The 20,407-nt window shown below is 45.3% G+C and carries 22 protein-coding genes; 20 read left to right on the top strand and 2 right to left on the bottom strand.

The window, feature by feature from the left end:
* Window positions 1–319 precede the first annotated feature (319 nt).
* From LGO15_RS23275 to spoIIR, 5 genes are all read left to right on the top strand, one after another.
* Window positions 320–940, top strand: coding sequence for a thymidine kinase (locus tag LGO15_RS23275; RefSeq protein ID WP_167831088.1), 621 nt, complete (start codon window positions 320–322; stop codon window positions 938–940).
* A 279-nt stretch (window positions 941–1,219) separates the two neighbouring features.
* Window positions 1,220–1,669, top strand: coding sequence for a hypothetical protein (locus LGO15_RS23270; RefSeq protein ID WP_226086208.1), 450 nt, complete (start codon window positions 1,220–1,222; stop codon window positions 1,667–1,669).
* A gap of 245 nt (window positions 1,670–1,914) precedes the next feature.
* On the top strand, window positions 1,915–2,988 hold the full coding sequence (gene prfA / locus LGO15_RS23265) for a peptide chain release factor 1 (RefSeq protein WP_226086207.1): 1,074 nt from the start codon (window positions 1,915–1,917) through the stop codon (window positions 2,986–2,988).
* Window positions 2,981–3,847, top strand: coding sequence for a peptide chain release factor N(5)-glutamine methyltransferase (prmC, locus tag LGO15_RS23260; protein WP_318999815.1), 867 nt, complete (start codon window positions 2,981–2,983; stop codon window positions 3,845–3,847). Before prfA ends, prmC begins: the two co-directional genes overlap by 8 nt.
* Before the next feature lie 101 nt (window positions 3,848–3,948).
* Window positions 3,949–4,647, top strand: a complete 699-nt coding sequence (gene spoIIR / locus LGO15_RS23255) for a stage II sporulation protein R (RefSeq protein WP_226087970.1) — start codon at window positions 3,949–3,951, stop codon at window positions 4,645–4,647.
* A gap of 225 nt (window positions 4,648–4,872) precedes the next feature.
* Here spoIIR and LGO15_RS23250 read toward each other — a convergent pair whose 3' ends face one another.
* Both LGO15_RS23250 and LGO15_RS23245 read right to left on the bottom strand, forming a co-directional pair.
* Window positions 4,873–5,214: a cupin domain-containing protein gene (locus LGO15_RS23250; RefSeq protein WP_226086206.1), complete on the bottom strand. Its 342-nt coding sequence runs from the start codon at window positions 5,212–5,214 to the stop codon at window positions 4,873–4,875.
* A 15-nt stretch (window positions 5,215–5,229) separates the two neighbouring features.
* Window positions 5,230–5,607, bottom strand: coding sequence for a globin domain-containing protein (locus LGO15_RS23245; protein WP_226086205.1), 378 nt, complete (start codon window positions 5,605–5,607; stop codon window positions 5,230–5,232).
* A 306-nt stretch (window positions 5,608–5,913) separates the two neighbouring features.
* Here LGO15_RS23245 and LGO15_RS23240 point away from each other — a divergent pair, with 306 nt between their 5' ends.
* From LGO15_RS23240 to atpB, 15 genes are all read left to right on the top strand, one after another.
* Complete coding sequence (locus LGO15_RS23240) at window positions 5,914–6,300, top strand: KGG domain-containing protein (protein ID WP_226086204.1); 387 nt, start codon at window positions 5,914–5,916, stop codon at window positions 6,298–6,300.
* A 146-nt stretch (window positions 6,301–6,446) separates the two neighbouring features.
* Window positions 6,447–6,890, top strand: coding sequence for a GNAT family N-acetyltransferase (locus LGO15_RS23235; protein ID WP_226086203.1), 444 nt, complete (start codon window positions 6,447–6,449; stop codon window positions 6,888–6,890).
* Window positions 6,891–7,032: 142 nt separating this feature from the next.
* Window positions 7,033–8,076, top strand: a complete 1,044-nt coding sequence (locus tag LGO15_RS23230) for an L-threonylcarbamoyladenylate synthase (protein WP_226086202.1) — start codon at window positions 7,033–7,035, stop codon at window positions 8,074–8,076.
* A gap of 197 nt (window positions 8,077–8,273) precedes the next feature.
* On the top strand, window positions 8,274–8,828 hold the full coding sequence (locus tag LGO15_RS23225) for a manganese efflux pump MntP (protein ID WP_167831096.1): 555 nt from the start codon (window positions 8,274–8,276) through the stop codon (window positions 8,826–8,828).
* A gap of 268 nt (window positions 8,829–9,096) precedes the next feature.
* Window positions 9,097–9,534: a low molecular weight protein arginine phosphatase gene (locus LGO15_RS23220; RefSeq protein ID WP_226086201.1), complete on the top strand. Its 438-nt coding sequence runs from the start codon at window positions 9,097–9,099 to the stop codon at window positions 9,532–9,534.
* Window positions 9,535–9,576: 42 nt separating this feature from the next.
* Window positions 9,577–10,872 (top strand): methyl-accepting chemotaxis protein, encoded by a 1,296-nt coding sequence (locus LGO15_RS23215; protein ID WP_226086200.1) that lies wholly within the window; start codon window positions 9,577–9,579, stop codon window positions 10,870–10,872.
* 325 nt (window positions 10,873–11,197) lie between these two features.
* The gene (gene rpiB, locus LGO15_RS23210; RefSeq protein ID WP_167831099.1) at window positions 11,198–11,638 is read left to right on the top strand and encodes a ribose 5-phosphate isomerase B; all 441 of its coding nucleotides are present in this window, start codon (window positions 11,198–11,200) and stop codon (window positions 11,636–11,638) included.
* 33 nt (window positions 11,639–11,671) lie between these two features.
* Window positions 11,672–12,253, top strand: coding sequence for a TIGR01440 family protein (locus tag LGO15_RS23205; protein ID WP_226086199.1), 582 nt, complete (start codon window positions 11,672–11,674; stop codon window positions 12,251–12,253).
* Between the two features lie 146 nt (window positions 12,254–12,399).
* Window positions 12,400–13,641, top strand: a complete 1,242-nt coding sequence (gene glyA / locus LGO15_RS23200; protein ID WP_226086198.1) for a serine hydroxymethyltransferase — start codon at window positions 12,400–12,402, stop codon at window positions 13,639–13,641.
* A gap of 375 nt (window positions 13,642–14,016) precedes the next feature.
* Window positions 14,017–14,646: a uracil phosphoribosyltransferase gene (upp, locus tag LGO15_RS23195; RefSeq protein ID WP_079506306.1), complete on the top strand. Its 630-nt coding sequence runs from the start codon at window positions 14,017–14,019 to the stop codon at window positions 14,644–14,646.
* Between the two features lie 12 nt (window positions 14,647–14,658).
* On the top strand, window positions 14,659–15,801 hold the full coding sequence (gene wecB, locus LGO15_RS23190) for a non-hydrolyzing UDP-N-acetylglucosamine 2-epimerase (RefSeq protein ID WP_226086197.1): 1,143 nt from the start codon (window positions 14,659–14,661) through the stop codon (window positions 15,799–15,801).
* 577 nt (window positions 15,802–16,378) lie between these two features.
* Window positions 16,379–18,640 (top strand): S8 family serine peptidase, encoded by a 2,262-nt coding sequence (locus LGO15_RS23185; protein ID WP_226087969.1) that lies wholly within the window; start codon window positions 16,379–16,381, stop codon window positions 18,638–18,640.
* Window positions 18,641–19,048: 408 nt separating this feature from the next.
* Entirely contained in the window at window positions 19,049–19,270 is a 222-nt protein-coding gene (locus LGO15_RS23180) for an AtpZ/AtpI family protein (RefSeq protein WP_226086196.1), read from the top strand.
* A 6-nt stretch (window positions 19,271–19,276) separates the two neighbouring features.
* Window positions 19,277–19,648: an ATP synthase subunit I gene (locus LGO15_RS23175; protein ID WP_167831104.1), complete on the top strand. Its 372-nt coding sequence runs from the start codon at window positions 19,277–19,279 to the stop codon at window positions 19,646–19,648.
* A gap of 23 nt (window positions 19,649–19,671) precedes the next feature.
* Window positions 19,672–20,382: a F0F1 ATP synthase subunit A gene (gene atpB / locus LGO15_RS23170; RefSeq protein ID WP_167831105.1), complete on the top strand. Its 711-nt coding sequence runs from the start codon at window positions 19,672–19,674 to the stop codon at window positions 20,380–20,382.
* The last annotated feature ends 25 nt before the right edge of the window (window positions 20,383–20,407 follow it).

Here is a 20,407-nt window from a genome sequence, read left to right as displayed (position 1 = left end):
TTTATTTTTGTGAACTTTATTAATGTGTCTAGATTCAGCACTGATTTTTGTTATAATGGAAAAAGCTGAAAAAAGTGTCGAACTTTTAATCAGGCTTTTTTCGTACCTTTATGGCATGAAAAAGCCGTAATTCTACGAAAGCAGCTTTTAGTTTTTAAATATGAGAATTGTCTAGCTCCAGCGCCTAGACCCTCGAGTCGCTTCGGTCCGCTCGATGAAGTCACAGAACGACTTCACCGTTCGGCCCTCCAGCGCTTGTCGGGATCTGCCCAAGGCGCTTACGCTTTTAAATTTTCCATCGAGGAAGGAGAGGCCGACCATGTACGTTATGAAACAAAGCGGTTGGATCGAATTGATTTGCGGCAGCATGTTCTCGGGGAAATCCGAGGAACTAATCCGCCGCGTGCGCAGAACTCAATTCGCCAAGCAAAAGATTGCTGTATTCAAGCCTGCGATTGATAACCGCTACAGCGAAGAATCGGTTGTATCACACAACGGAACTGCAGTTACTGCAAAGCCTATTGCCAACTCTACTGATATTTTCAAGCATATCAACCCTGATATCGATGTCATTGCGATTGATGAAGTGCAATTTTTTGACAATGAAATCCTTCCGGTTGTCCAGCACCTGGCAGACAGCGGCTACCGCGTCATCGTTGCCGGCCTTGACCAGGATTTTCGCGGCGAGCCTTTCGGGCTGATGCCTGCGTTGATGGCTGTTGCTGAAAATGTGACCAAGCTTCAAGCTGTATGTGCAGTCTGCGGATCGCCATCAAGCCGTACACAGCGCTTGATCAACGGCAAACCAGCCTCTTATGATGACCCAATCATTCTCGTTGGCGCATCCGAATCATACGAACCGCGATGCAGACATCATCATGAAGTACCTAAATCACCAAACGAGCTGAAACTCGAAAAAACGACGGAAAGCTTGACATAGTATGTTTAATCCTCCCGGCAGCGGGGGGGATTTTTTTATGTAAGGGTCAAAATTCCCTTATATTGGCTGAATGTGCAATTACGTCACTTATCGGTGCAAAAATAACAATTGAGCGTGCAATTAATGGTTTTGAGCGTGCAATTATGGCTCTGTACCGTGCAATAATAGCCGCTAAGTAAGAAGATAATTTTTCTAGTAGCTGATTTTGCTAAAAAGGAGCTAATTTTGGGCATGGTTGGTACCTCCAGAGGGCAAGATAACGACGGGAGGTGCCATAATTTGAAAAAATTACTCATGTTGATTGTGTTTGCAGTGGTTATGGTTTCAGGATGTGGCCAGGATAATACAGAATCAGTCTATGACAAAAATGAAGACCAGGCTGGCGTTGGCCTGAACAGAGATGATGACGGTGTCCGTGAGGGAGATGGCCCGAATTTCACCAAGGATCGGGATAATGGCATGACGATGACCGACCAGAACCCGAATTTGCTGAACACGGATAACGAGAACCACCATAGTTATTCCCAGGATGTCCAAAAAGCGAAGGATGTCATTTCTGACGCTGGATACGAGCCAGGCTCCATCTGGATCAACGGCGGTGAAATGAACGTAACCGCACAGCTTGAAGGACGCGTGACCAGGAAAGACCGTGAAAATGCCCAAAAGACACTGCAGCAAAAGTTGACGAGAGCATTACCGCGCTATGACATTAATGTAGATATTCAATAGAATTTCGCACTGCAGCAGCATGCTCGTAAAAAGGGCATGCTGTTTTTTTTGGCGCTTACGCATTTATTCTTGGGGCTGACTGAGGCGCTTACGCTTTTCCAGTCACAATGGCTTTGACTGAGGGGGTCAGCTATACTATAATTAGAATGTTATGCTATGTGAATGATCTGACCTGTTGCGGAAATAAACAGGCAAGAATAAATTTAATCCAATTTTCAAGGCAATTAAAATAGAGGTGAATGTCCGTGTTTGATCGTCTTCAAGCAGTTGAGGATCGTTATGAAAGATTGAATGAGCTATTGAGTGACCCGGAAGTTGTCAATGACTCCAAGAAGCTCCGCGAGTATTCTAAGGAGCAGTCGGACATCCAGGAAACGGTCATGGCTTATCGTGAATATAAGGAAGTTAAAGAGCAGTTGACAGATGCGAAAGCGATGCTCGAGGATAAGCTCGATGCAGAGATGCGCGAAATGGTTAAGGAAGAAATCTCTGAGCTTGAACCTCGTATTGGGGAGCTTGAAGATCGCATCAAGATTCTTCTTATCCCTAAAGACCCTAATGATGACAAGAACGTTATCATGGAAATCCGCGGCGCTGCAGGCGGCGATGAAGCTGCCCTATTTGCCGGTGACCTTTACCGCATGTACAGCCGTTATGCGGAATCCCAGGGCTGGAAAACGGAAGTCATCGATGCCAGTACGACTGGTGTAGGCGGCTTCAAGGAAATCATCTTCATGATCAATGGTAATGGTGCTTATTCCAAAATGAAGTTCGAAAATGGCGCGCACCGTGTACAGCGTGTTCCGGAAACAGAGTCAGGCGGCCGCATCCATACTTCAACAGCTACTGTTGCATGTCTTCCAGAAGCTGAGGAAGTAGAAATCGAGCTGCATGATAAAGACATTCGCTTTGATGCGTTTGCATCCAGCGGTGCCGGCGGACAGTCTGTTAACACGACAATGTCAGCAGTACGTCTGACACACATCCCGACTGGAATCGTCGTATCGTGCCAGGATGAAAAATCACAGCATAAAAACAAAGATAAGGCGATGAAGGTACTTCGTGCCCGCGTCTATGACAAGTTCCAGCAGGAAGCACAAGCAGAGTATGACCAAGTCCGTAAATCTGCTGTAGGTACAGGGGACCGCTCCGAGCGTATTCGTACGTACAACTTCCCGCAAAACCGTGTGACTGACCACCGCATCGGACTGACAATCCAGAAGCTCGACCAGATCCTTCAGGGCAAGATGGATGAAATCATCGAAGCGCTTATCATGGAAGACCAGTCCCAAAGACTTGAGAGTGCGAACAATGACTAATGTGAAAATATTTGAAGCCCTCAATTGGGCTTCTTCTTTTTTAAAAGAACATAAGCGCGAGGAGTTCGCCGGTGAGCTTTTGCTGCGGCACTATTCGGGGCTGTCCCGCACTACCATGCTGATGAACATGCGTGAAGAATTGGATGGCGAAGTATGGATCGAATTCCAAGCTGCTGTAAAAAGGCATGGCGCTGGCGAGCCGATTCAATATATCATTGGCAGCGAGGAGTTTTACGGCCGCCGTTTCCAAGTGAATGAGCATGTGCTAATTCCAAGACCGGAAACGGAAGAACTTGTGCATGGTACACTCCAGCGGCTGGACAAGCTTTTTCCGGATAGAGATTCGATTGACCTTGTCGACGTCGGGACCGGGAGCGGGGCGATTGCGGTTACCTTGAAGCTGGAAAAACCGGAATTGAAGGTAACAGCGGTTGACCTTTCGGAAGACGCGATCGAGGTAGCAAGCAAAAATGCAAGCCAGCTTGGTGCGGACATGGAATTTTTACATGGTGACCTGCTGCAGCCGCTGATTCTACAGAGAAAAAAAGTGGATGTCGTTATCTCGAACCCGCCATATATTCCGGTTTCGGACCAGGAATGGATGTCCGATATCGTCACCGAGCATGAACCGCATATGGCGCTTTTTGCCGGAGAAGATGGTCTGGATTTGTATCGCCGGTTCATGGAGGAACTTCCGCTGGTTTTAAAAGAAAAAGCGCTCGTTGGCTTCGAAATCGGTGCCGGCCAGGGTGAAGCAGTACGCGGGTTACTGGAAAAAGCCTTCACAAAAGCCAAGGTAGAGATTGTTTTTGATATCAATGGCAAGGACCGGATGGTGTTTGCCGAGTTGGACTCCTGACAAAAAGGGGTCCAATTTTTTTTTCAAAATTACTAGTTTAAGAATCTATCAAACTGTCCACACTGTTTACTAGTGAAGGGACGGTGCGAGAAATGATAAAGATGAAAAAATCAGCCGCTATTTTATACATATTATTACTATGTGCAGGTACTATTTTAAGTTTATATACACCGAAGAATGAAGTGACCGCGAAGGAAGCAATGATTATCCCGAATGAGGCAATCCGCCTGAGAATCCTTGCTGACAGCGATCTGGAAAAGGACCAGAACATCAAGCGCCTAATCCGCGACGAAGTGAACAAAGAAATCACGAAATGGGTTCAGGAGCTCACTTCGATCGAAGCAGCGAGGGAAGTCATCAAATCCAAGCTTCCCGAAATCCAGGTGATTGCGGAAGGGGTTATCGCAGCTGAAGGTGCAAACCAATCTGTAAAAACAGAGTTTGACAAAGTCCAGTTTCCTACTAAATTATATGGACAGTTCCTCTATCCAGCCGGAGAGTACGAAGCAATCCTGATCACGATTGGCGAAGGAGAAGGTGCGAACTGGTGGTGCGTCCTCTATCCGCCACTATGCTTCCTTGATTTCTCAAACGGAGAAGCAACAAGCGAAGGCTTCGATGAAAATGACAGCAAGGGCGACGTGAAAGTGGAAACAGCTGATGCTGAGCTTGATGATGAGAAGAACCAAGGTGAAAAAGAGAAGAAAAAAGACAAGAAAAAAGTATATGAAGGCGGCGAAGAAGAGGAAGTGGAGGTATCATTCTTCCTCGTCGAGATTTGGAACAGGATTTTCGGATAAAATAAGCCCCTGCGCAGGCCGCAGGGGCTATTTTTAGCTAAGAAGATAGATTGCAGTTCAGATAATGGCGATTTTCCAAATATATCGACCACATTTTTAATTATATCAGCGGATTTTTAAATATATCGACCACATTTTTAATTATATCAGCGGATTTTCCGAATATATCGACCAGGTGGGGAAATTCCGCTCTTTGTTTGGGCTTTTGCATAAATCTTGTTGATCTTAAATATTCTGCGCAAATCTTTCATCCGGAATCTTGTTAAGCATCACATAAAGTGTGACTGGCTCTGATCCGGTGTTTTTATAGGCCAGTTCTTCTGCGCCTCCAAGGTGGACAGTTTCGTTTGCTGCGGCCACGATCTCATCACCATCAACAATGAAAGTGCCTTCTCCCTGCATTGTTAAAATGAACACTTCAGTACCTGGATGCGTGTGTTTTGGTAGTTCCTGGCCTGGCATGAAGTTCAACAGGAACACAGTGCTGTCACCTTTTTTGAAAACAATTCTTTTCGTAAAACGTTCTTCGCTGAATTCCTGGTATTGTTTCAATGATTGTTTTTCCATGATAAAAATTCCTCCTTATTGTCTATTGATCATAATCGGTGCGATCTGGCTCAAACGATCGAACAGCGCTTTGCCGCCCTCGGTGTCAATCAAGCCAGTTTCTGTCAGTGTTTCATGCATCAGCTTCAGCCATGCCTGGGCGCGCACTGGTGTAATTTCGAATGGCATATGCCTGACTCTCATATTAGGTGGTCCAAATTCCTCGCTGTACAGTGCACCGCCTCCAGTCAGCTGGGTGAGGAACATCCACTGCTTCCGTTTGATTTCATTGATATCGCCCTCGAACAATGGACTGAGCTCCTCATTTTCGTAAACCTTTGGATAAAATGTATCGACTATCTTGCGGATTGACTCATCTCCGCCAATCTTCTCGTATATTGTTTTGATTTCCATCCCGTTCCCCCTTTTTTGAGAAAGGTTTTCAATTGATTACATTTATTATAACCAGACAAAAATGGTGGCATAGTGACTTAAATCACTCACTTAAGAATTTTTCACTATGAGAAGCTAGGAAACATTAGCTAGCTTCTCGTATGAAATACTTGGTAGGAGAGGAAATATACCTGTCAGAATTTCCAAAAATATTACATTCTTCAAACAAGCATATTACATTCCCTTTTTAATAGTTTCAGGTGGGGGGAATCCGGATATTCAAAGTAGTGTAACATCAAAACTTAGATTTCAAGGAGGATGAGTAAAATGGCTAAAAACAATAATAATGATAAGATGTCACGTGAAGAACGAGGACGCATGGGCGGCGAAGCTACAAGCCAAAACCATGGCAGCGAATTCTATCAGGAAATCGGCCGTAAAGGCGGCGAAGCAACTTCGAACAATCACGATCAAGATTTCTATCAGGAAATTGGCCGCAAAGGCGGAGAGGCTACTGCTGAGAGCCATGACAGCGAATTCTACCAGGAAATCGGGAAAAAGGGTGGCGAAGCAACATCAGAAAGCCACGATAAGGACTTCTATCAGGAGATCGGCCGCAAAGGCGGAGAAGCGACCTCTGAAAACCATGATCGAAGCTTCTATGAAGAAATCGGTGAAAAAGGCGGTAATTCCCGCAGTAACAACAATAACTAATCAGTTGGCTTAGATAACCGGAATCAAGAGGATGCACGGCAGCTTTCATGTTAATGAAGGCTGCCGTGTTTCTTTTTATCTTTTAGGTTCTACTTTTTCATGTCTCTCATATTAATTTACTAGAATCTTATTTTGAGGTGATAGAGATGACATGGAAAATCAGGAGTGCGAATCAAGAGGACCTGCCAAAGTTGGAAGCTTTTTTAACAGAGGCAGGAGTAAGCCCGGATGGATTGAATGATACAATTGAGAATTTTTCTTTAATGGAGAACCAGGAAGGAGAACTCAAAGCGTGCCTAGGAGTAGAGCCGGTAGGAAATGCAGGATTGCTTCGATCATTTGTCGTATCCCCGCAGATTGGCCAGCCTGATTTGATGCTTCTGTTTAAACGGGCATTTTTGACAGCGAAAAATCAGGAGCTGGAAGAGCTATATCTGGTTACGAACAAGATGAGTGCAGTTTCCTTTTTCTCAAGCCTTGGATTTGAAATGGTTAATCAATCGGAACTTCCCGACTCTCTTCTTGAAAAAAGTCATTTAAAACAAGTTCTAACTGTGGATAACTCCGCCATTATGAAAATAATTCTGTAAATTGTGGATTAATCCACAAAGTTATCCACGGATCCGTTAAAATTATACACAATTTGTGGATAAAAACTTGAGTTCTGCTTATTCTTCTTTTATACTTTCATAGAAATAGACTAGTATAGCGAGAAGTAAAAGGTGGATGTACATGCAAACACAAATGTGGACAGTGGATAAGACTGTGGATAATTTAAGAACATATCCACAAATCGTTGAAGCTGCACAAAAACTGAAGCAAAATGAAGTAGTCGCTTTTCCGACTGAAACAGTTTATGGCCTTGGCGGCAACGCAAAAAGCGATGAAGCTGTCATGAAAATATTCGAAGCAAAAGGAAGACCTGGAGATAACCCGTTGATTATTCATATAGCAAAACGAGAGCAGATTCATTCGTTTGTAAAAGAAATCCCTGAACAGGCTGCCGTGCTAATGGATGCTTTTTGGCCTGGTCCTTTGACGATCATTCTTGAAAAAAAAGATGGTGCGCTTTCTGAAAAAGCAACTGCTGGATTGTCCACAGTTGCTGTCAGGATGCCCGACCATCCAGTAGCGCTCGCGCTCATTGAAGCATCCGGTTTGCCGTTGGCTGCCCCGAGCGCAAATCTGTCAGGTAAACCAAGCCCCACGACAGCGAATCACGTTGCCGATGATTTAACTGGCAGGATTGCCGGGATTGTTAATGGCGGAGCAACGGGTGTCGGCCTTGAATCCACAGTTGTTGACTGTACCGGCGAGATCCCGGCGATTTTAAGGCCAGGCGGGGTAACGAAGGAACAGCTGGAAGCGATAGTTGGTGAAGTCGGGGTGGACCCGGCTCTGAAGGATTCAGACCAGGCGCCAAAATCCCCGGGAATGAAATATCGCCACTATGCTCCGAATGCGCCGTTCTACCTTGTTGACGGGACAAAGGATGAGATCCAGAAGCTTGTGAATGAGAAACGAAGAGAAGGCCTGAAAGTCGGCGTGATGACAACGAAGGAAAACAAGAGTTTTTATGACTCTGACATAGTGATTTCATGCGGTGAAAGAGCGAAGCTGGAAACGGTCGCCGAAGCACTTTATGATACACTCCGGGCCTTCAATCAAAAAGACCTCGATATCATTTTCGGCGAAATTTTCCCCGAACACGGTGTAGGCCAGGCCATCATGAACCGGCTATCAAAAGCATCGGGACTGCCGATTATTAATAAATAAGACACGGAGAAAAGCGCTTCAGTTTTGGAGCGCTTTTTGTAATGTGAATGTTATTTAGTTTCCTTTTTAACGGGAAAAAACCGATACACCAGTCAGGGAAAGCCCCTTGCTAATATCATTCGCAATCTGAAATTCCCTGCTTCTAAAACCTTTTGGACGTGCATATGCTGAATTAGCAAGTCCGAGGGGGCGAAGACATGACAGCAATAGCCGGCGAATTATTCACACTGATGTTGATGGCATTCGCGTTGGGAATGGATGCATTTTCCGTAGGTCTCGGAATGGGCATGTTCAGACTGACGAAGAGGCATATCTTTAAAATTGGCGTCACGATTGGTTTATTCCATGTGTGGATGCCGCTGCTGGGAATGGTGGCAGGGAGATTTTTGTCCGAGCAGTTTGGGGCGATAGCGGGATATATTGGCGGTCTGCTCCTGATTGTGCTGGGAGTCCAGATGATTTGGGCAAGCTTCAAAGATGATGAGACAAGCTTGATCACACCGGTTGGCAAGGGTTTATTTATTTTTGCCCTCAGCGTCAGCCTTGACAGTTTTTCAGTGGGACTGACTCTTGGAATTTACGGAGCGAGAACGTTGCTTGTGCTAGTCTGTTTCGGGGCTGCAGCAATGGCGCTTACGTGGGCAGGCTTATTGGTTGGAAAAAGAGTACAGGGATGGCTTGGTACATACAGTGAGGCATTGGGCGGCAGCATTCTGCTCGCATTCGGGCTCAAATTGCTTCTCCCGCTATAAAAATTTTTTGCGCCTGCTCGTCAGGTGTATTTTTTTTGCCTAGGCTCTTTTCGTAACTTTATTGCTTTCTTAAACAAAAGTAAGAACGGCACCTGGATTTTTTACGAGTAAAAAAGTAATCTGAACTTGAACTTGAAAAGAACCCCGACACCCTATAGCGCGATTTTTAAATCATGCACGGAAAGCAACGAGAGCAGCCTTTATCTTAAATGAAAATGCACAAGAATTATCATATAATGAAGAAAAGTTATTCATAGGAGGGACAAGCATGGCGCGCATTTTATTTGTCTGTACCGGAAATACATGCCGCAGCCCGATGGCAGAAGCGATTTTAAAAAGCAAGCAGCTGCATGGGGTTGAGGTGAAATCGGCTGGAGTGTATGCTCCGAATGGCGCGGAAGCTTCGGTCAACGCGAAGGTTGTGCTCACCGAAAACAATATCAATCATGACCATCGCTCCTCGACACTGACAAGGGAACAGATTGACTGGGCAACCCTGGTCTTGACGATGACACAGAGCCATAAAGGCTTGATCATGAATCAGTATCCGTTTGCGGCTGATAAAACTTTTACATTAAAAGAATTTGCTGATGAACCGGGAAACCTGGATGTAGCAGACCCGTTTGGCGGAAATGAACAAATTTATCGCCAAGCTTTTAAAGAAATTCAAAAAAGTATCGAAAGAATCCTTGAAAAAATCCGATAAAAACCTTGAGGAGTTTTTATTAATTTTTCAGGGGGATTATCAGTGGGGTCTAAACGCAGCTACAAAATGGGATTAAGAAAGAAAATGGTCATGCTGACGACTGTGTTGGCGATCATCACGTATTCAACGAGTGCAATTTTTATTTATTTCCTGCAGCCTTATGTACAAAATTTTATCCAGATCAATTCGGTCGTCTATACGGCGGCAGTTCTAGCTATGGGGATTTTCTGGTCAGGCCTGCTTGCGTATATGGCTGCCGGGCTGATTATCAAGCCGCTTCAAAAGCTTGAACAGTCTGCTTTAAAAGCAGCACAAGGTGAGATTGGCGAGGATGCGGAAGTTTCGAAATCAGATGATGAGATCCGATCTTTAGGATTGGCATTCAATAATATGCTCGCAAACCTGCGCGAAATGGTGAGCCAGATAGATAGTAACTTTAAAGAAACAAACGAGAAAGTCATCCGGATTTCCGGGCAATCTGCTGCAGCCTCTGAGCAGGCGTCCGTCATCTCGACAACCATTAAAGAAATCTCTGCGGGAGCTGACTCCTCAGCATTGTCGACACAGACAACTGCTGAGTCTGTCGATGAAGTCATCCGTATCGCCGAGGATGTCCAGGAAAAAGCGCGAGCATCTGAATCCATCTCTGTGGAAATGGTCAAAGACCTGCAGGAATCGAAAAATGCAATCCACTCACTGATTTCAGGCATCGAAACACTTGCAAATGATAACCGTGAATCTCTAGGTACAGTAAAAAGATTGGAAGAGAATGCGACTAAGGTAGAGCAAATCATCCAGCTTGTTGGCGATATCGCCGCGCAAACGAATTTGCTCGCATTGAACGCCTCGATTGAAGCAGCGCGTGCTGGAGAGCATGGAAAAGGGTTTGCAGTCGTTGCTGAAGAAGTCAGGAAGCTGGCGGACCAGAGTGCAGACGCCGTTCAGGGAATATCAGAACTGATCCAAAACATCCAGACAGAAGTCCGGAATGTGGTTGGCCAGATCAGCAGGCAGGTTGAAACCGCGAACGGTGAAGCGAAAAAAGGTGAGAGAACGAACCAGGTGATCGACGAAATGACATCGACAATCCATGAGATGGCAAATGTCATCCATGCGATCACAGCGCTAGTCGAAACCCAAATGGAAACAATCCAGCACACCTCTACGCAGTCGCAGGAAATGGCGGCAATCGCAGAAGAAACCTCAGCTGGAGCACTAAGCGTCGCATCAGCCGCAGAGCAGCAGGCAGAAGTCATCGCGAATGTTGAAGAACTGGCGGTAGACCTGAAGACTCAGGCGGAAAAATTAAAAGGTACGATTACGAAGTTTTCGTTATAATTTTAGGGGACCACAGCTGGGGATGCTGTGGTTTTCTTTTTATAATTGGAAAAAATCGCGCGAAATTTCCAATTCGCTATAAAAATGAAATTCTCGCTATAAAAATGAAAAAGTCGCTATATAAGATAGAAACTCGCTATATAAATTAAAAAGTCGCTATATAAAATGAAAACTCGCTATAAAATCACTATTTTGTATATAGTTTTTTTCCTGCTCCCAATTTAATCGAAAAAAATCCGTTTTCTTTATAATTCAGAGCGAATATGAGAAAATAACGATAGATTTGATCGCCCCGCAAGCCGGGAATACATAGGAGGATTTTACAATGAAAGTTGCTATTGCTTCAGACCATGGCGGAGTGAACATCCGTGAAGAAATCAAGAATTTGATGGACGAAATGAATATCCAGTATGAAGATTTTGGCTGCGAATGCGGTACATCTGTTGATTATCCCGACTATGCACTTCCGGTTGCCGAGAAAGTGGCGAACGGAGAGTTCGATAAAGGAATCCTGATTTGCGGAACAGGAATCGGCATGAGCATTGCTGCGAACAAGGTAAAAGGAATCCGCTGTGCGCTTGTGCATGATGTATTCAGCGCAAAGGCAACGCGCCAGCACAATGACAGCAATGTCCTGGCAATGGGTGAGCGTGTAATTGGACCTGGATTGGCGCGGGAAATCGCAGCCGTGTGGCTTTCGGAAGAATATGAAGGCGGCCGTCACGAAAACCGAGTAGGCAAGATCAAGGAGTATGAAAATAAATAATCCGGAGCATTCCGAAAATAAAATACCAATGTAATGGAGGCGTTACAACTGTCTATTGAACAATGGAAAGCAGAATTGAACTCCATCCTTACTGAATTTAATGAGCAGGTGCAGCTGAAAAAAGGCCAGGTGCTGGTCGTTGGCTGCAGCACGAGTGAGATCATTGGCAAGCGAATCGGCACAGCGGGTACAGACGAGGTTGCGGAAATGGTGTTCAGCCAGCTTCGCGAACTGAAGGATAAAACGGGTGTCCAGCTGGCCTTCCAGTGCTGTGAGCATTTGAATCGGGCGATTGTCGTTGAGCGGGATACGGCTGAACAGAAGCAGCTGGAAGAAGTGACCGTGATTCCAGTGAGGAACGCAGGCGGTGCTATGGCATCTTACGCCTACAAAAACCTAGAGGATGCTGTGGTCGTAGAGTTCATCAAGGCTGACGCCGGCATTGATATCGGCGATACGCTGATCGGCATGCAAATGAAGCACGTCGCTGTACCAGTACGTGTTCAGCAGAAAAGCATCGGTCATGCGCATGTGACACTGGCGAAGACGAGGCCGAAGCTGATTGGCGGTACCAGGGCGGTTTACGAGCAAACAAAAGAAAACGAGTCTTGTTGATAGGGAAAGGCAATGAAGGAAAATGCAGGCCTGATAACCAGTTCTACTTTTACCTTCAGCCTTTCCTTTCATTATAATATCGGCTAAAATAAGAATGAATTTTCTAATAACGGAACAAGGGAATACATATAAGAGGGGGAACTTAAGTGAAGAACTTGTCACAGCAGGACAACCAGCTATACGCTGCAATGCAGGATGAATTGAAACGCCAGCGTACGAAAATCGAATTGATTGCATCAGAGAACTTTGTCAGTGAAGCGGTAATGGAGGCGCAGGGGTCTGTACTTACGAATAAGTACGCAGAAGGATATCCTGGCCGCCGTTATTATGGCGGATGCGAACATGTTGATGTTGTTGAAAATATTGCCCGTGACCGCGCGAAGGAAATTTTCGGCGCGGAGCATGTCAATGTCCAGCCGCACTCAGGTGCACAAGCTAATATGGCTGTTTATTTTACGATTCTTGAGCAAGGGGATACTGTGCTTGGGATGAATCTTTCACACGGCGGCCACTTGACGCACGGAAGTCCTGTCAACTTCAGCGGCATCCAGTATAACTTCGTTGAGTATGGTGTAGACGAAGATACACATACAATCAACTATGATGTCGTTCTTGAAAAAGCTCGCGAGCACAAGCCGAAGCTGATTGTTGCCGGCGCAAGTGCTTACCCGAGAGCGATCGACTTCAAGCGATTCCGTGAAATCGCTGATGAAGTAGGCGCTTATTTAATGGTCGATATGGCACATATCGCTGGTCTTGTCGCAGCAGGCCTGCACCAGAATCCGGTGCCGTATGCTGACTTTGTCACAACGACTACTCATAAAACACTTCGCGGCCCGCGCGGCGGCATGATTCTCTGCAAAGAAGAATTCGCGAAGAAAATCGATAAATCCATCTTCCCTGGCATCCAGGGCGGTCCGCTTATGCATGTTATCGCTGCAAAAGCTGTTGCATTCGGCGAAGCGCTACAGGATTCTTTTAAAGAATACGCACAGAATATCATTTCCAATGCGAATCGCCTTGCTGAAGGCTTGAAAAAGGAAGGCATCGACCTTGTATCGGGCGGTACAGACAATCATTTGCTCTTGGTTGATTTGCGTTCACTTGGCCTGACTGGAAAAGTAGCAGAAAAGGTTCTTGATGATATCGGCATCACCGTCAATAAGAATACAATTCCATTCGATCCGGAAAGTCCATTCGTCACAAGCGGAGTCCGTATCGGTACAGCTGCCGTCACAAGCCGCGGCTTCGGTCATGAGGAAATGGACGAGATCGCATCAATCATCGCCTTCACATTGAAAAACCACGAAGACGAAGCGAAGCTGGAAGAAGCAAGCAAACGCGTTGAAGACTTAACAAGCAAGTTTGAATTATATCCTGAAAGATAAGTTTTTCACCCAGCGGTCCTCAAACGAATGAGGACCGCTTTTTATAGAAATAAAGTTTGGTTTTAATTTCAATCGGTGAAATGTCTAGCTCCAGCGCCTAGCCAGTTTTCATCCTTGCTTGTCTTCCTCGAGTTTTGAGCAGCTCGAGACGCTTCAGTCCGCCTATTGAAGTCAAAGAACGACTTCACCAGTCGGCCCTCCAGCGCTTGTCGGGGCTGACCAAGGCGCTTCCGCTTTTCAATCAAAAATCATTACGCTGTTGCGGTTGCTTGTACAGAAGTTTTTCTGTAAAATTATACGAAGTGTGATTCAACAGATCTTACATACAACAGACAGGTGTTCACAACTCATTTACCTTTAAAAGGAGCGATACACATGGCAAAAGTATACGTATTTGACCATCCATTGATCCAGCATAAACTTACTTATATCCGTGAAAAAAGCACAGGCACGAAGGAATTCCGCGAGCTTGTCGATGAAGTAGCAACGCTGATGGCGTTCGAAATCACGCGTGACATGCCTCTTGAGGAAATTGAAATTGAAACACCAGTCGAAAAGACAAAATCCAAAGTATTATCAGGCAAAAAGCTCGGCATCATCCCAATCCTGCGTGCAGGTATCGGAATGGTCGATGGTATCTTGAAACTGATTCCAGCAGCGAAGGTCGGCCATATCGGACTTTACCGCGATCCGGAAACATTGATGCCGGTTGAATATTATGTGAAGCTTCCAAGTGACGTCGAAGAGCGCGATTTCATCGTCGTTGATCCAATGCTTGCAACAGGCGGATCGGCCGTCGAAGCGATCAACTCTCTTAAAAAACGCGGTGCGAAGCACATCAAATTCATGTGTTTGATTGCAGCTCCTGAAGGGGTAGAAACGGTAAAAGAAGCTCACCCTGATGTAGATATCTACATCGCTGCACTCGATGAAAAGCTGAACGACCACGGATACATCGTACCTGGACTAGGAGACGCAGGAGATCGTTTATTCGGGACTAAATAAGGAGTGTTTGCGATGAACAAGCCTATTAAAGTAATGACCATCTTTGGGACACGCCCGGAAGCCATTAAAATGGCACCGCTTGTCCTCGAATTACAGAAACACCCTGAACACTTTGAATCAATTGTTACGGTAACCGCCCAGCACCGCCAAATGCTGGATCAGGTTTTGAATATTTTCAACATCAAGCCAGATCACGACCTAAACATCATGAAGGATCGCCAAACTTTGATTGATGTAACAACAAGAGGGTTGGAAGGCCTGGATAAAGTAATGAAGGAAGTCAAGCCGGATATCGTCCTTGTGCATGGGGATACGACAACTACGTTTGTGGCCAGTCTTGCGGCTTATTACAATCAGATTGTCGTCGGTCATGTCGAGGCAGGATTGAGAACGTGGAATAAATATTCTCCGTTTCCTGAGGAAATGAACCGTCAGCTGACAGGAGTAATGGCAGATCTTCATTTTGCGCCAACTTCTAAATCAGCGGCTAATTTGCTGCGGGAAAACAAGGCTGATGAGAATATCTTCGTAACCGGTAACACGGCTATTGATGCATTGAAGACGACGGTAAAAGAAACCTATCAGCATGAGGTTCTCGATAAGCTGGGCGATGACCGCTTGATCCTGATGACGGCACACCGCCGGGAAAACCTCGGTGAGCCAATGCGCAATATGTTCCGTGCCATCAAAAGAATCGTCGATGAGCAGCAAGATGTACAAGTTGTTTACCCTGTTCACTTGAATCCTGTTGTCCGTGAACTGGCAGATGAAGTGCTGGGCAATGATCCTCGCATTCATCTGATCGAGCCTCTTGATGTTATTGATTTTCATAACTTCGCATCCCGTGCCCACCTGATTCTGACTGACTCAGGCGGCGTGCAGGAAGAAGCACCATCTTTAGGTGTGCCTGTACTCGTTCTTCGCGACACAACCGAGCGTCCGGAAGGCATAGAAGCAGGAACACTGAAGCTCGCTGGGAACGAAGAGCAGCCAATTTACGAAATGGCAACAGAATTGCTGACAGACCAGGAAGCATATGAAAAAATGGCCAAAGCCTCAAATCCGTATGGAGATGGCCGCGCATCTGAACGCATTTGTGAAGCCATCCGTTATTACTTCAAACGCACTGAAAATCGTCCTGAACAATATAAATAAGCACCGATTAGACACCTCTTTTTTAAAAAAAGGGGTGTTTTTTAGGTGTATTGTGGCTTTATGCTACTTGATAGATTCTTAACTAAATAAGTTCAGTTGTAACTAAATGTTGATTTTAGATTTGTAAAATAAAAGGAGAAATTCCGCTTAAATTGAACACGAGCATTATTTCTTTAAAAATAAGGGTAGTTTTTCCGGTTAGCTAATCAAAATCAACTAATTTTGTCTTTTTTTTAGTAGTTAACCGTAATACCTCCGCTTATTTCTGCTTCCAAAGCTTCCCCCGTATACAGTAGCCGGAAATTCTCCGCTTATGAGATCTCATACGCACTCGAAAATCAACAATGAAAGAGGACTAGCCGTTTAAAAATAATAATTGCACGGATATCAATCATAATTGCACAGACATCAGTAATAATTGCACTCTCACCTCAATTAATTGCGCGAAAAGCCACCATAATTGCACGATAAACCTAAGGAATTGCACCATCACCCTATTTTTGGAAGTATATAAGAAGCCCCCGATTGCAACCCTAAACGGAAAAAGGGGGATTCCGTCTTGATCAAGCGTTCTCTAATGATTATTTTTCCAATATTGCTGATTCTCGCTGCTTTCGAGCCTCAAAAGCTGCAGCTTCCGCCGATTCCTCAAGAAGATCCCCAAACGGAAAAAATCGCAATTGTATTAACGAAGCAACAACTCAATGAACACGAAATCAACAATCAGCTAAAACCACTCAAGAACACTAAGCTTCGCCGCATCTTTACACATGCGATTAATGGATTCTCAATTAAAGGGCCGGTGTCTGAGCTGGAGAAGTTAAAAAAATCAAATGACATTCAATTTTTATCCGAAGTGAATACATACAAGGTGGAAAGCTCCGCCCATCTTCCCAACCGCTACAAACCAAGCGATAGTTTTATCGATAATTTTGAACTGATTGGAACGGATGCGGTCCATGGAATTCTTGATGAAAATGGCAATCGCCTGACAGGAAAGGGTGTAACAATCGGGGTAATCGATACGGGAATAGATTATGATCATCCTGACTTGCGGAGGAGTTTTGCCGGAGGGCATGACTTGGTGGATGGCGATGATGACCCGATGGAAACGAAGGGAGCCGGCTTCCGGAGCACCCTGCACGGCACGCATGTGGCTGGCGTCATCGCGGCAAACGGCAGGATGAGAGGGATTGCCCCAGATGCGAAACTGGTTGCTTACCGCGCGCTTGGGCCAGGAGGAAGTGGTACGACAGAGCAGGTGATTGCTGCTATTGATGAAGCGATAAAGGATAAGGTCGACATCCTGAATCTATCACTCGGAAATGACGTCAATGGTCCTGACTTGCCCATCAGCCTCGCGCTTAACAAGGCGGTGGACGAAGGAATCGTGGCGGTCACTTCCTCTGGGAACTCTGGGCCTAATCGTTGGACAGTAGGATCGCCAGGCACCGCTTCCAAAGCAATCTCGGTTGGTGCGTCAACTCCTCCTATGCAGGTGCCATATCTTAACGCAACAGGGATATCGGATAAAATCAGGCTTGAACTTTTACAGGGTTCGGACAATTGGAATATTACCCAAAGTGAAAACCTTGTATTTGCAGGCCTGGGCACGAAGGAAGAAATGAATGATGTAAGGGACAAGCTTGTTTTAGTAGAACGGGGAAAGCTTACTTTTACCGAAAAAGCGAAAAACGCCTATGAAGCTGGCGCAATCGGGGTAATCATCTATAACAACACTAAGGGAACATTCTTCGGGAATCTGGAGGAAAGCCTGCCGATCCCAGTGGCTGCAATCAGCAAAGAAGCAGGATTGGCACTGAAAAAACAATTCGATAATAACTCGACGCTGATCCGCATTCATTTAATAGAAGAAAAAGATATACTTGCTGACTTCAGCTCCCGCGGGCCGGTGACAGTCACATGGGAAATCAAGCCGGATATCGTTGCGCCTGGCGTGGCGATCAACAGTACAATACCAGGAGGCTACCTCCCGCTTCAAGGAACAAGCATGGCCGCGCCCCATGTTGCAGGTGCAGCAGCCCTGATCAAGCAGGCCCATCCAGAATGGTCACCAGCTGAGATCAAGTCGGCAATCATGAATACGGCCAAGGATATTACAGATCGAACGGGCAAAAGGTATCGTACATTCGAGCAAGGAGCGGGAAGGATCCAGTTAGAGGCAGCGATCAATACCGAAACCCTTGTCAGTCCTGGTTCCCTTCAATTCGGTAAATTCCAGCTTGCCGACAGCATGCATGAGCACAGTGCGAAACTGACTGTTAGAAATACAGGCTCTACTGCTAGGACCTATTCATTTTCCATTCCAAAAAAAGAACAGGGAATAGATTGGGAGCTTCCGATGAGTTTTACACTGAGACCGAACGAAGCGAAAGACGTGGAGCTTGCAATGATAGCCAGCCCTTCTTTGCTAAGGGATAAAATCCATGACGGCAGCCTTTCTATAGATGATGGGAAAAATAAGATCAGGATTCCATACCTTTATGTTGTAGAAGAACCGGATTACCCTCGTGTGATGGGCTTCGACTTCGCGCCAGCTGATAATGGCGAAGCCTACAGGTATGAAGTCTATTTGCCTGGTGGAGCAGAGGAATTCGGCATCGCACTTTTTGATCCAGATCAATACCGTTTCATCGGATTCCTTGATTGGGGGAGGAAGCTGGAAAAAGGAATGGTCGGAAAAGAAATACCTATGGAAAAATTGCCGGAGGAAGGGATGTACCTTGCGAAAGTATTTGCCCGAAAGCAGGGCAGGGAGAGCACGATCGATACAATGATTTTTATCAGTAAAAGTGTAAGGGCCGAAGAACATGATTGAACCAGTGCATGATGTAAAAATGCAAAGGGCGGAGAGAACGATTTAAACATTGCTTTATGTAAAAATGCTAGGGCCGGAGAAAGTGACCCCCTTTCCGGCTCTTTATTATTTTCGATTTAATTCATGCTATCATTTGGAAAAGTTGAGCTGAAATGCAATCGAAAATTAGTTTTTATAATATAATACTTAGATAGGGTTAATGGTATATATTCACAGTGAAAACTTTGTGAATTTTTTCACCCCAATGGATTGACATTGACTTTTGGCTATTGTATGCTTACAAAGGGCATAAAATGATAAGGTTTTCAATGTTGATATGCAAGCTTTTTTTGTGAAAATATTGTTTTTTCGAAAAATGATTTTTCACCCCCTGAAGCTCCCATTCTCATATGCGAGGATGCGTTTTTTATGCGCCGAAACAACCGCCACCCTTTACAAGCGATGGCACTCATGTCCGCTATACTATCTCAATTGGTAGGCTCCATTTTAATTGGCATTTTCTCCGGGAGATGGCTTGACCGTACCATTGGTACAGAGCCACTTTTCTTAATATTCGGATTGCTGATCGGATTGGCGGCAGGTGTTTATGCCATGCTCCGCCTCATCCAACACTTCTTTTCGGGAGACTAGCCATCTATGGAAATCCAGGACTTGTTTATTCGCCAGCGCAAATACATATTCACCTTGTTGTCTTTATACGTACTCGGGTACGGCTTTACAAGCTATCAATCTGTTTTTGCGGGGTTGATCTTTGGTACAAGCCTGAGCCTTTTTAATTTATGGCTGCTCGCGAGGAAAATGAACAACTTCGGGGATTCGGTGGTACAGGGGAAGAAGGTGCGATCGCTCGGCTCGATGTCGAGGCTTGCTACCGGAGCACTTGCTGTAATCGTTGCAATGGAATACCCGGATCAAATAAACCTTGTGTTTACAATTTTGGGATTAATGACAGCTTATATTGTCATTATGATAGATTTTTTTGTCCAGTCTTTTCAATCACGTAAATAGCGGGGAAGAGAGGTGAATAATTGATGCATCATGAAGCTCCTTTAGTTCCATTTTTAGGACTTTATTTTAACCTGGCAAACATGCTGATGATTACAATAGCTAGTGCTATCGTCTTCATCATTGCAGTACTTTCCACTCGTAAGCTTGCGATGAAACCGACAGGAATCCAGAATTTCATGGAATGGATCATGGATTTCGTAAAAGGAATCATCAACAGCACGATGGACTGGAAGGATGGGGGAAGATTCCATGTCCTTGGCATCACATTGCTGATGTATGTGTTTGTTGCCAACATGCTGGGATTGCCGTTCTCTGTCGTTGTCGACAATCAACTCTGGTGGAAATCACCGACAGCCGACCCAGTCATTACACTGACTCTCGCAGTCATGGTAGTAGGACTTTCCCATTATTATGGCGTCAAGCTTAAAGGTACTGCCGAATACGGCAAGGAATTTTTTAAGCCATTTTGGTTCATGTTCCCGATCAAGATCATTGAAGAGTTTGCGAACACGCTCACACTTGGTCTGCGTCTTTACGGTAACATTTACGCAGGTGAGATCCTGTTGGGTCTACTTGCAGCCGGACTTGCAACTGACGCTGTCAGCACTTTGGCGGCAGCCGTTCCAATGCTTGTATGGCAAGGTTTCTCCGTTTTCGTCGGAGCAATCCAGGCATTTATCTTCACAATGTTAACGATGGTTTATCTCTCTCATAAAGTGAGCCATGACCATTAATATATACCTGTTCATTTAATGGACA

This window comes from Mesobacillus sp. S13, assembly GCF_020422885.1.
GTDB classification, from domain to species: domain Bacteria; phylum Bacillota; class Bacilli; order Bacillales; family Cytobacillaceae; genus Mesobacillus; species Mesobacillus selenatarsenatis_A.
The sequence above is the reverse complement of the archived record's forward strand: the minus strand, read 5'-3'. Positions and strand labels throughout refer to the sequence as shown.

Bases quoted from the DNA above. Each gene is read 5' to 3' on its own strand.
- LGO15_RS23275 (WP_167831088.1), top strand. From the start codon at position 320: ATGTACGTTATGAAACAAAGCGGTTGGATCGAATTGATTTGCGGCAGC.
- prmC (WP_318999815.1), top strand. From the start codon at position 2,981: ATGACTAATGTGAAAATATTTGAAGCCCTCAATTGGGCTTCTTCTTTT.
- spoIIR (WP_226087970.1), top strand. From the start codon at position 3,949: ATGAAAAAATCAGCCGCTATTTTATACATATTATTACTATGTGCAGGT.
- LGO15_RS23250 (WP_226086206.1), bottom strand. From the start codon at position 5,214: ATGGAAAAACAATCATTGAAACAATACCAGGAATTCAGCGAAGAACGT.
- LGO15_RS23245 (WP_226086205.1), bottom strand. From the start codon at position 5,607: ATGGAAATCAAAACAATATACGAGAAGATTGGCGGAGATGAGTCAATC.
- LGO15_RS23240 (WP_226086204.1), top strand. From the start codon at position 5,914: ATGGCTAAAAACAATAATAATGATAAGATGTCACGTGAAGAACGAGGA.
- LGO15_RS23235 (WP_226086203.1), top strand. From the start codon at position 6,447: ATGACATGGAAAATCAGGAGTGCGAATCAAGAGGACCTGCCAAAGTTG.
- LGO15_RS23230 (WP_226086202.1), top strand. From the start codon at position 7,033: ATGCAAACACAAATGTGGACAGTGGATAAGACTGTGGATAATTTAAGA.
- LGO15_RS23225 (WP_167831096.1), top strand. From the start codon at position 8,274: ATGACAGCAATAGCCGGCGAATTATTCACACTGATGTTGATGGCATTC.
- LGO15_RS23220 (WP_226086201.1), top strand. From the start codon at position 9,097: ATGGCGCGCATTTTATTTGTCTGTACCGGAAATACATGCCGCAGCCCG.
- rpiB (WP_167831099.1), top strand. From the start codon at position 11,198: ATGAAAGTTGCTATTGCTTCAGACCATGGCGGAGTGAACATCCGTGAA.
- LGO15_RS23205 (WP_226086199.1), top strand. From the start codon at position 11,672: ATGGAGGCGTTACAACTGTCTATTGAACAATGGAAAGCAGAATTGAAC.
- upp (WP_079506306.1), top strand. From the start codon at position 14,017: ATGGCAAAAGTATACGTATTTGACCATCCATTGATCCAGCATAAACTT.
- wecB (WP_226086197.1), top strand. From the start codon at position 14,659: ATGAACAAGCCTATTAAAGTAATGACCATCTTTGGGACACGCCCGGAA.
- LGO15_RS23185 (WP_226087969.1), top strand. From the start codon at position 16,379: ATGATTATTTTTCCAATATTGCTGATTCTCGCTGCTTTCGAGCCTCAA.
- LGO15_RS23180 (WP_226086196.1), top strand. From the start codon at position 19,049: ATGCGCCGAAACAACCGCCACCCTTTACAAGCGATGGCACTCATGTCC.
- LGO15_RS23175 (WP_167831104.1), top strand. From the start codon at position 19,277: ATGGAAATCCAGGACTTGTTTATTCGCCAGCGCAAATACATATTCACC.
- atpB (WP_167831105.1), top strand. From the start codon at position 19,672: ATGCATCATGAAGCTCCTTTAGTTCCATTTTTAGGACTTTATTTTAAC.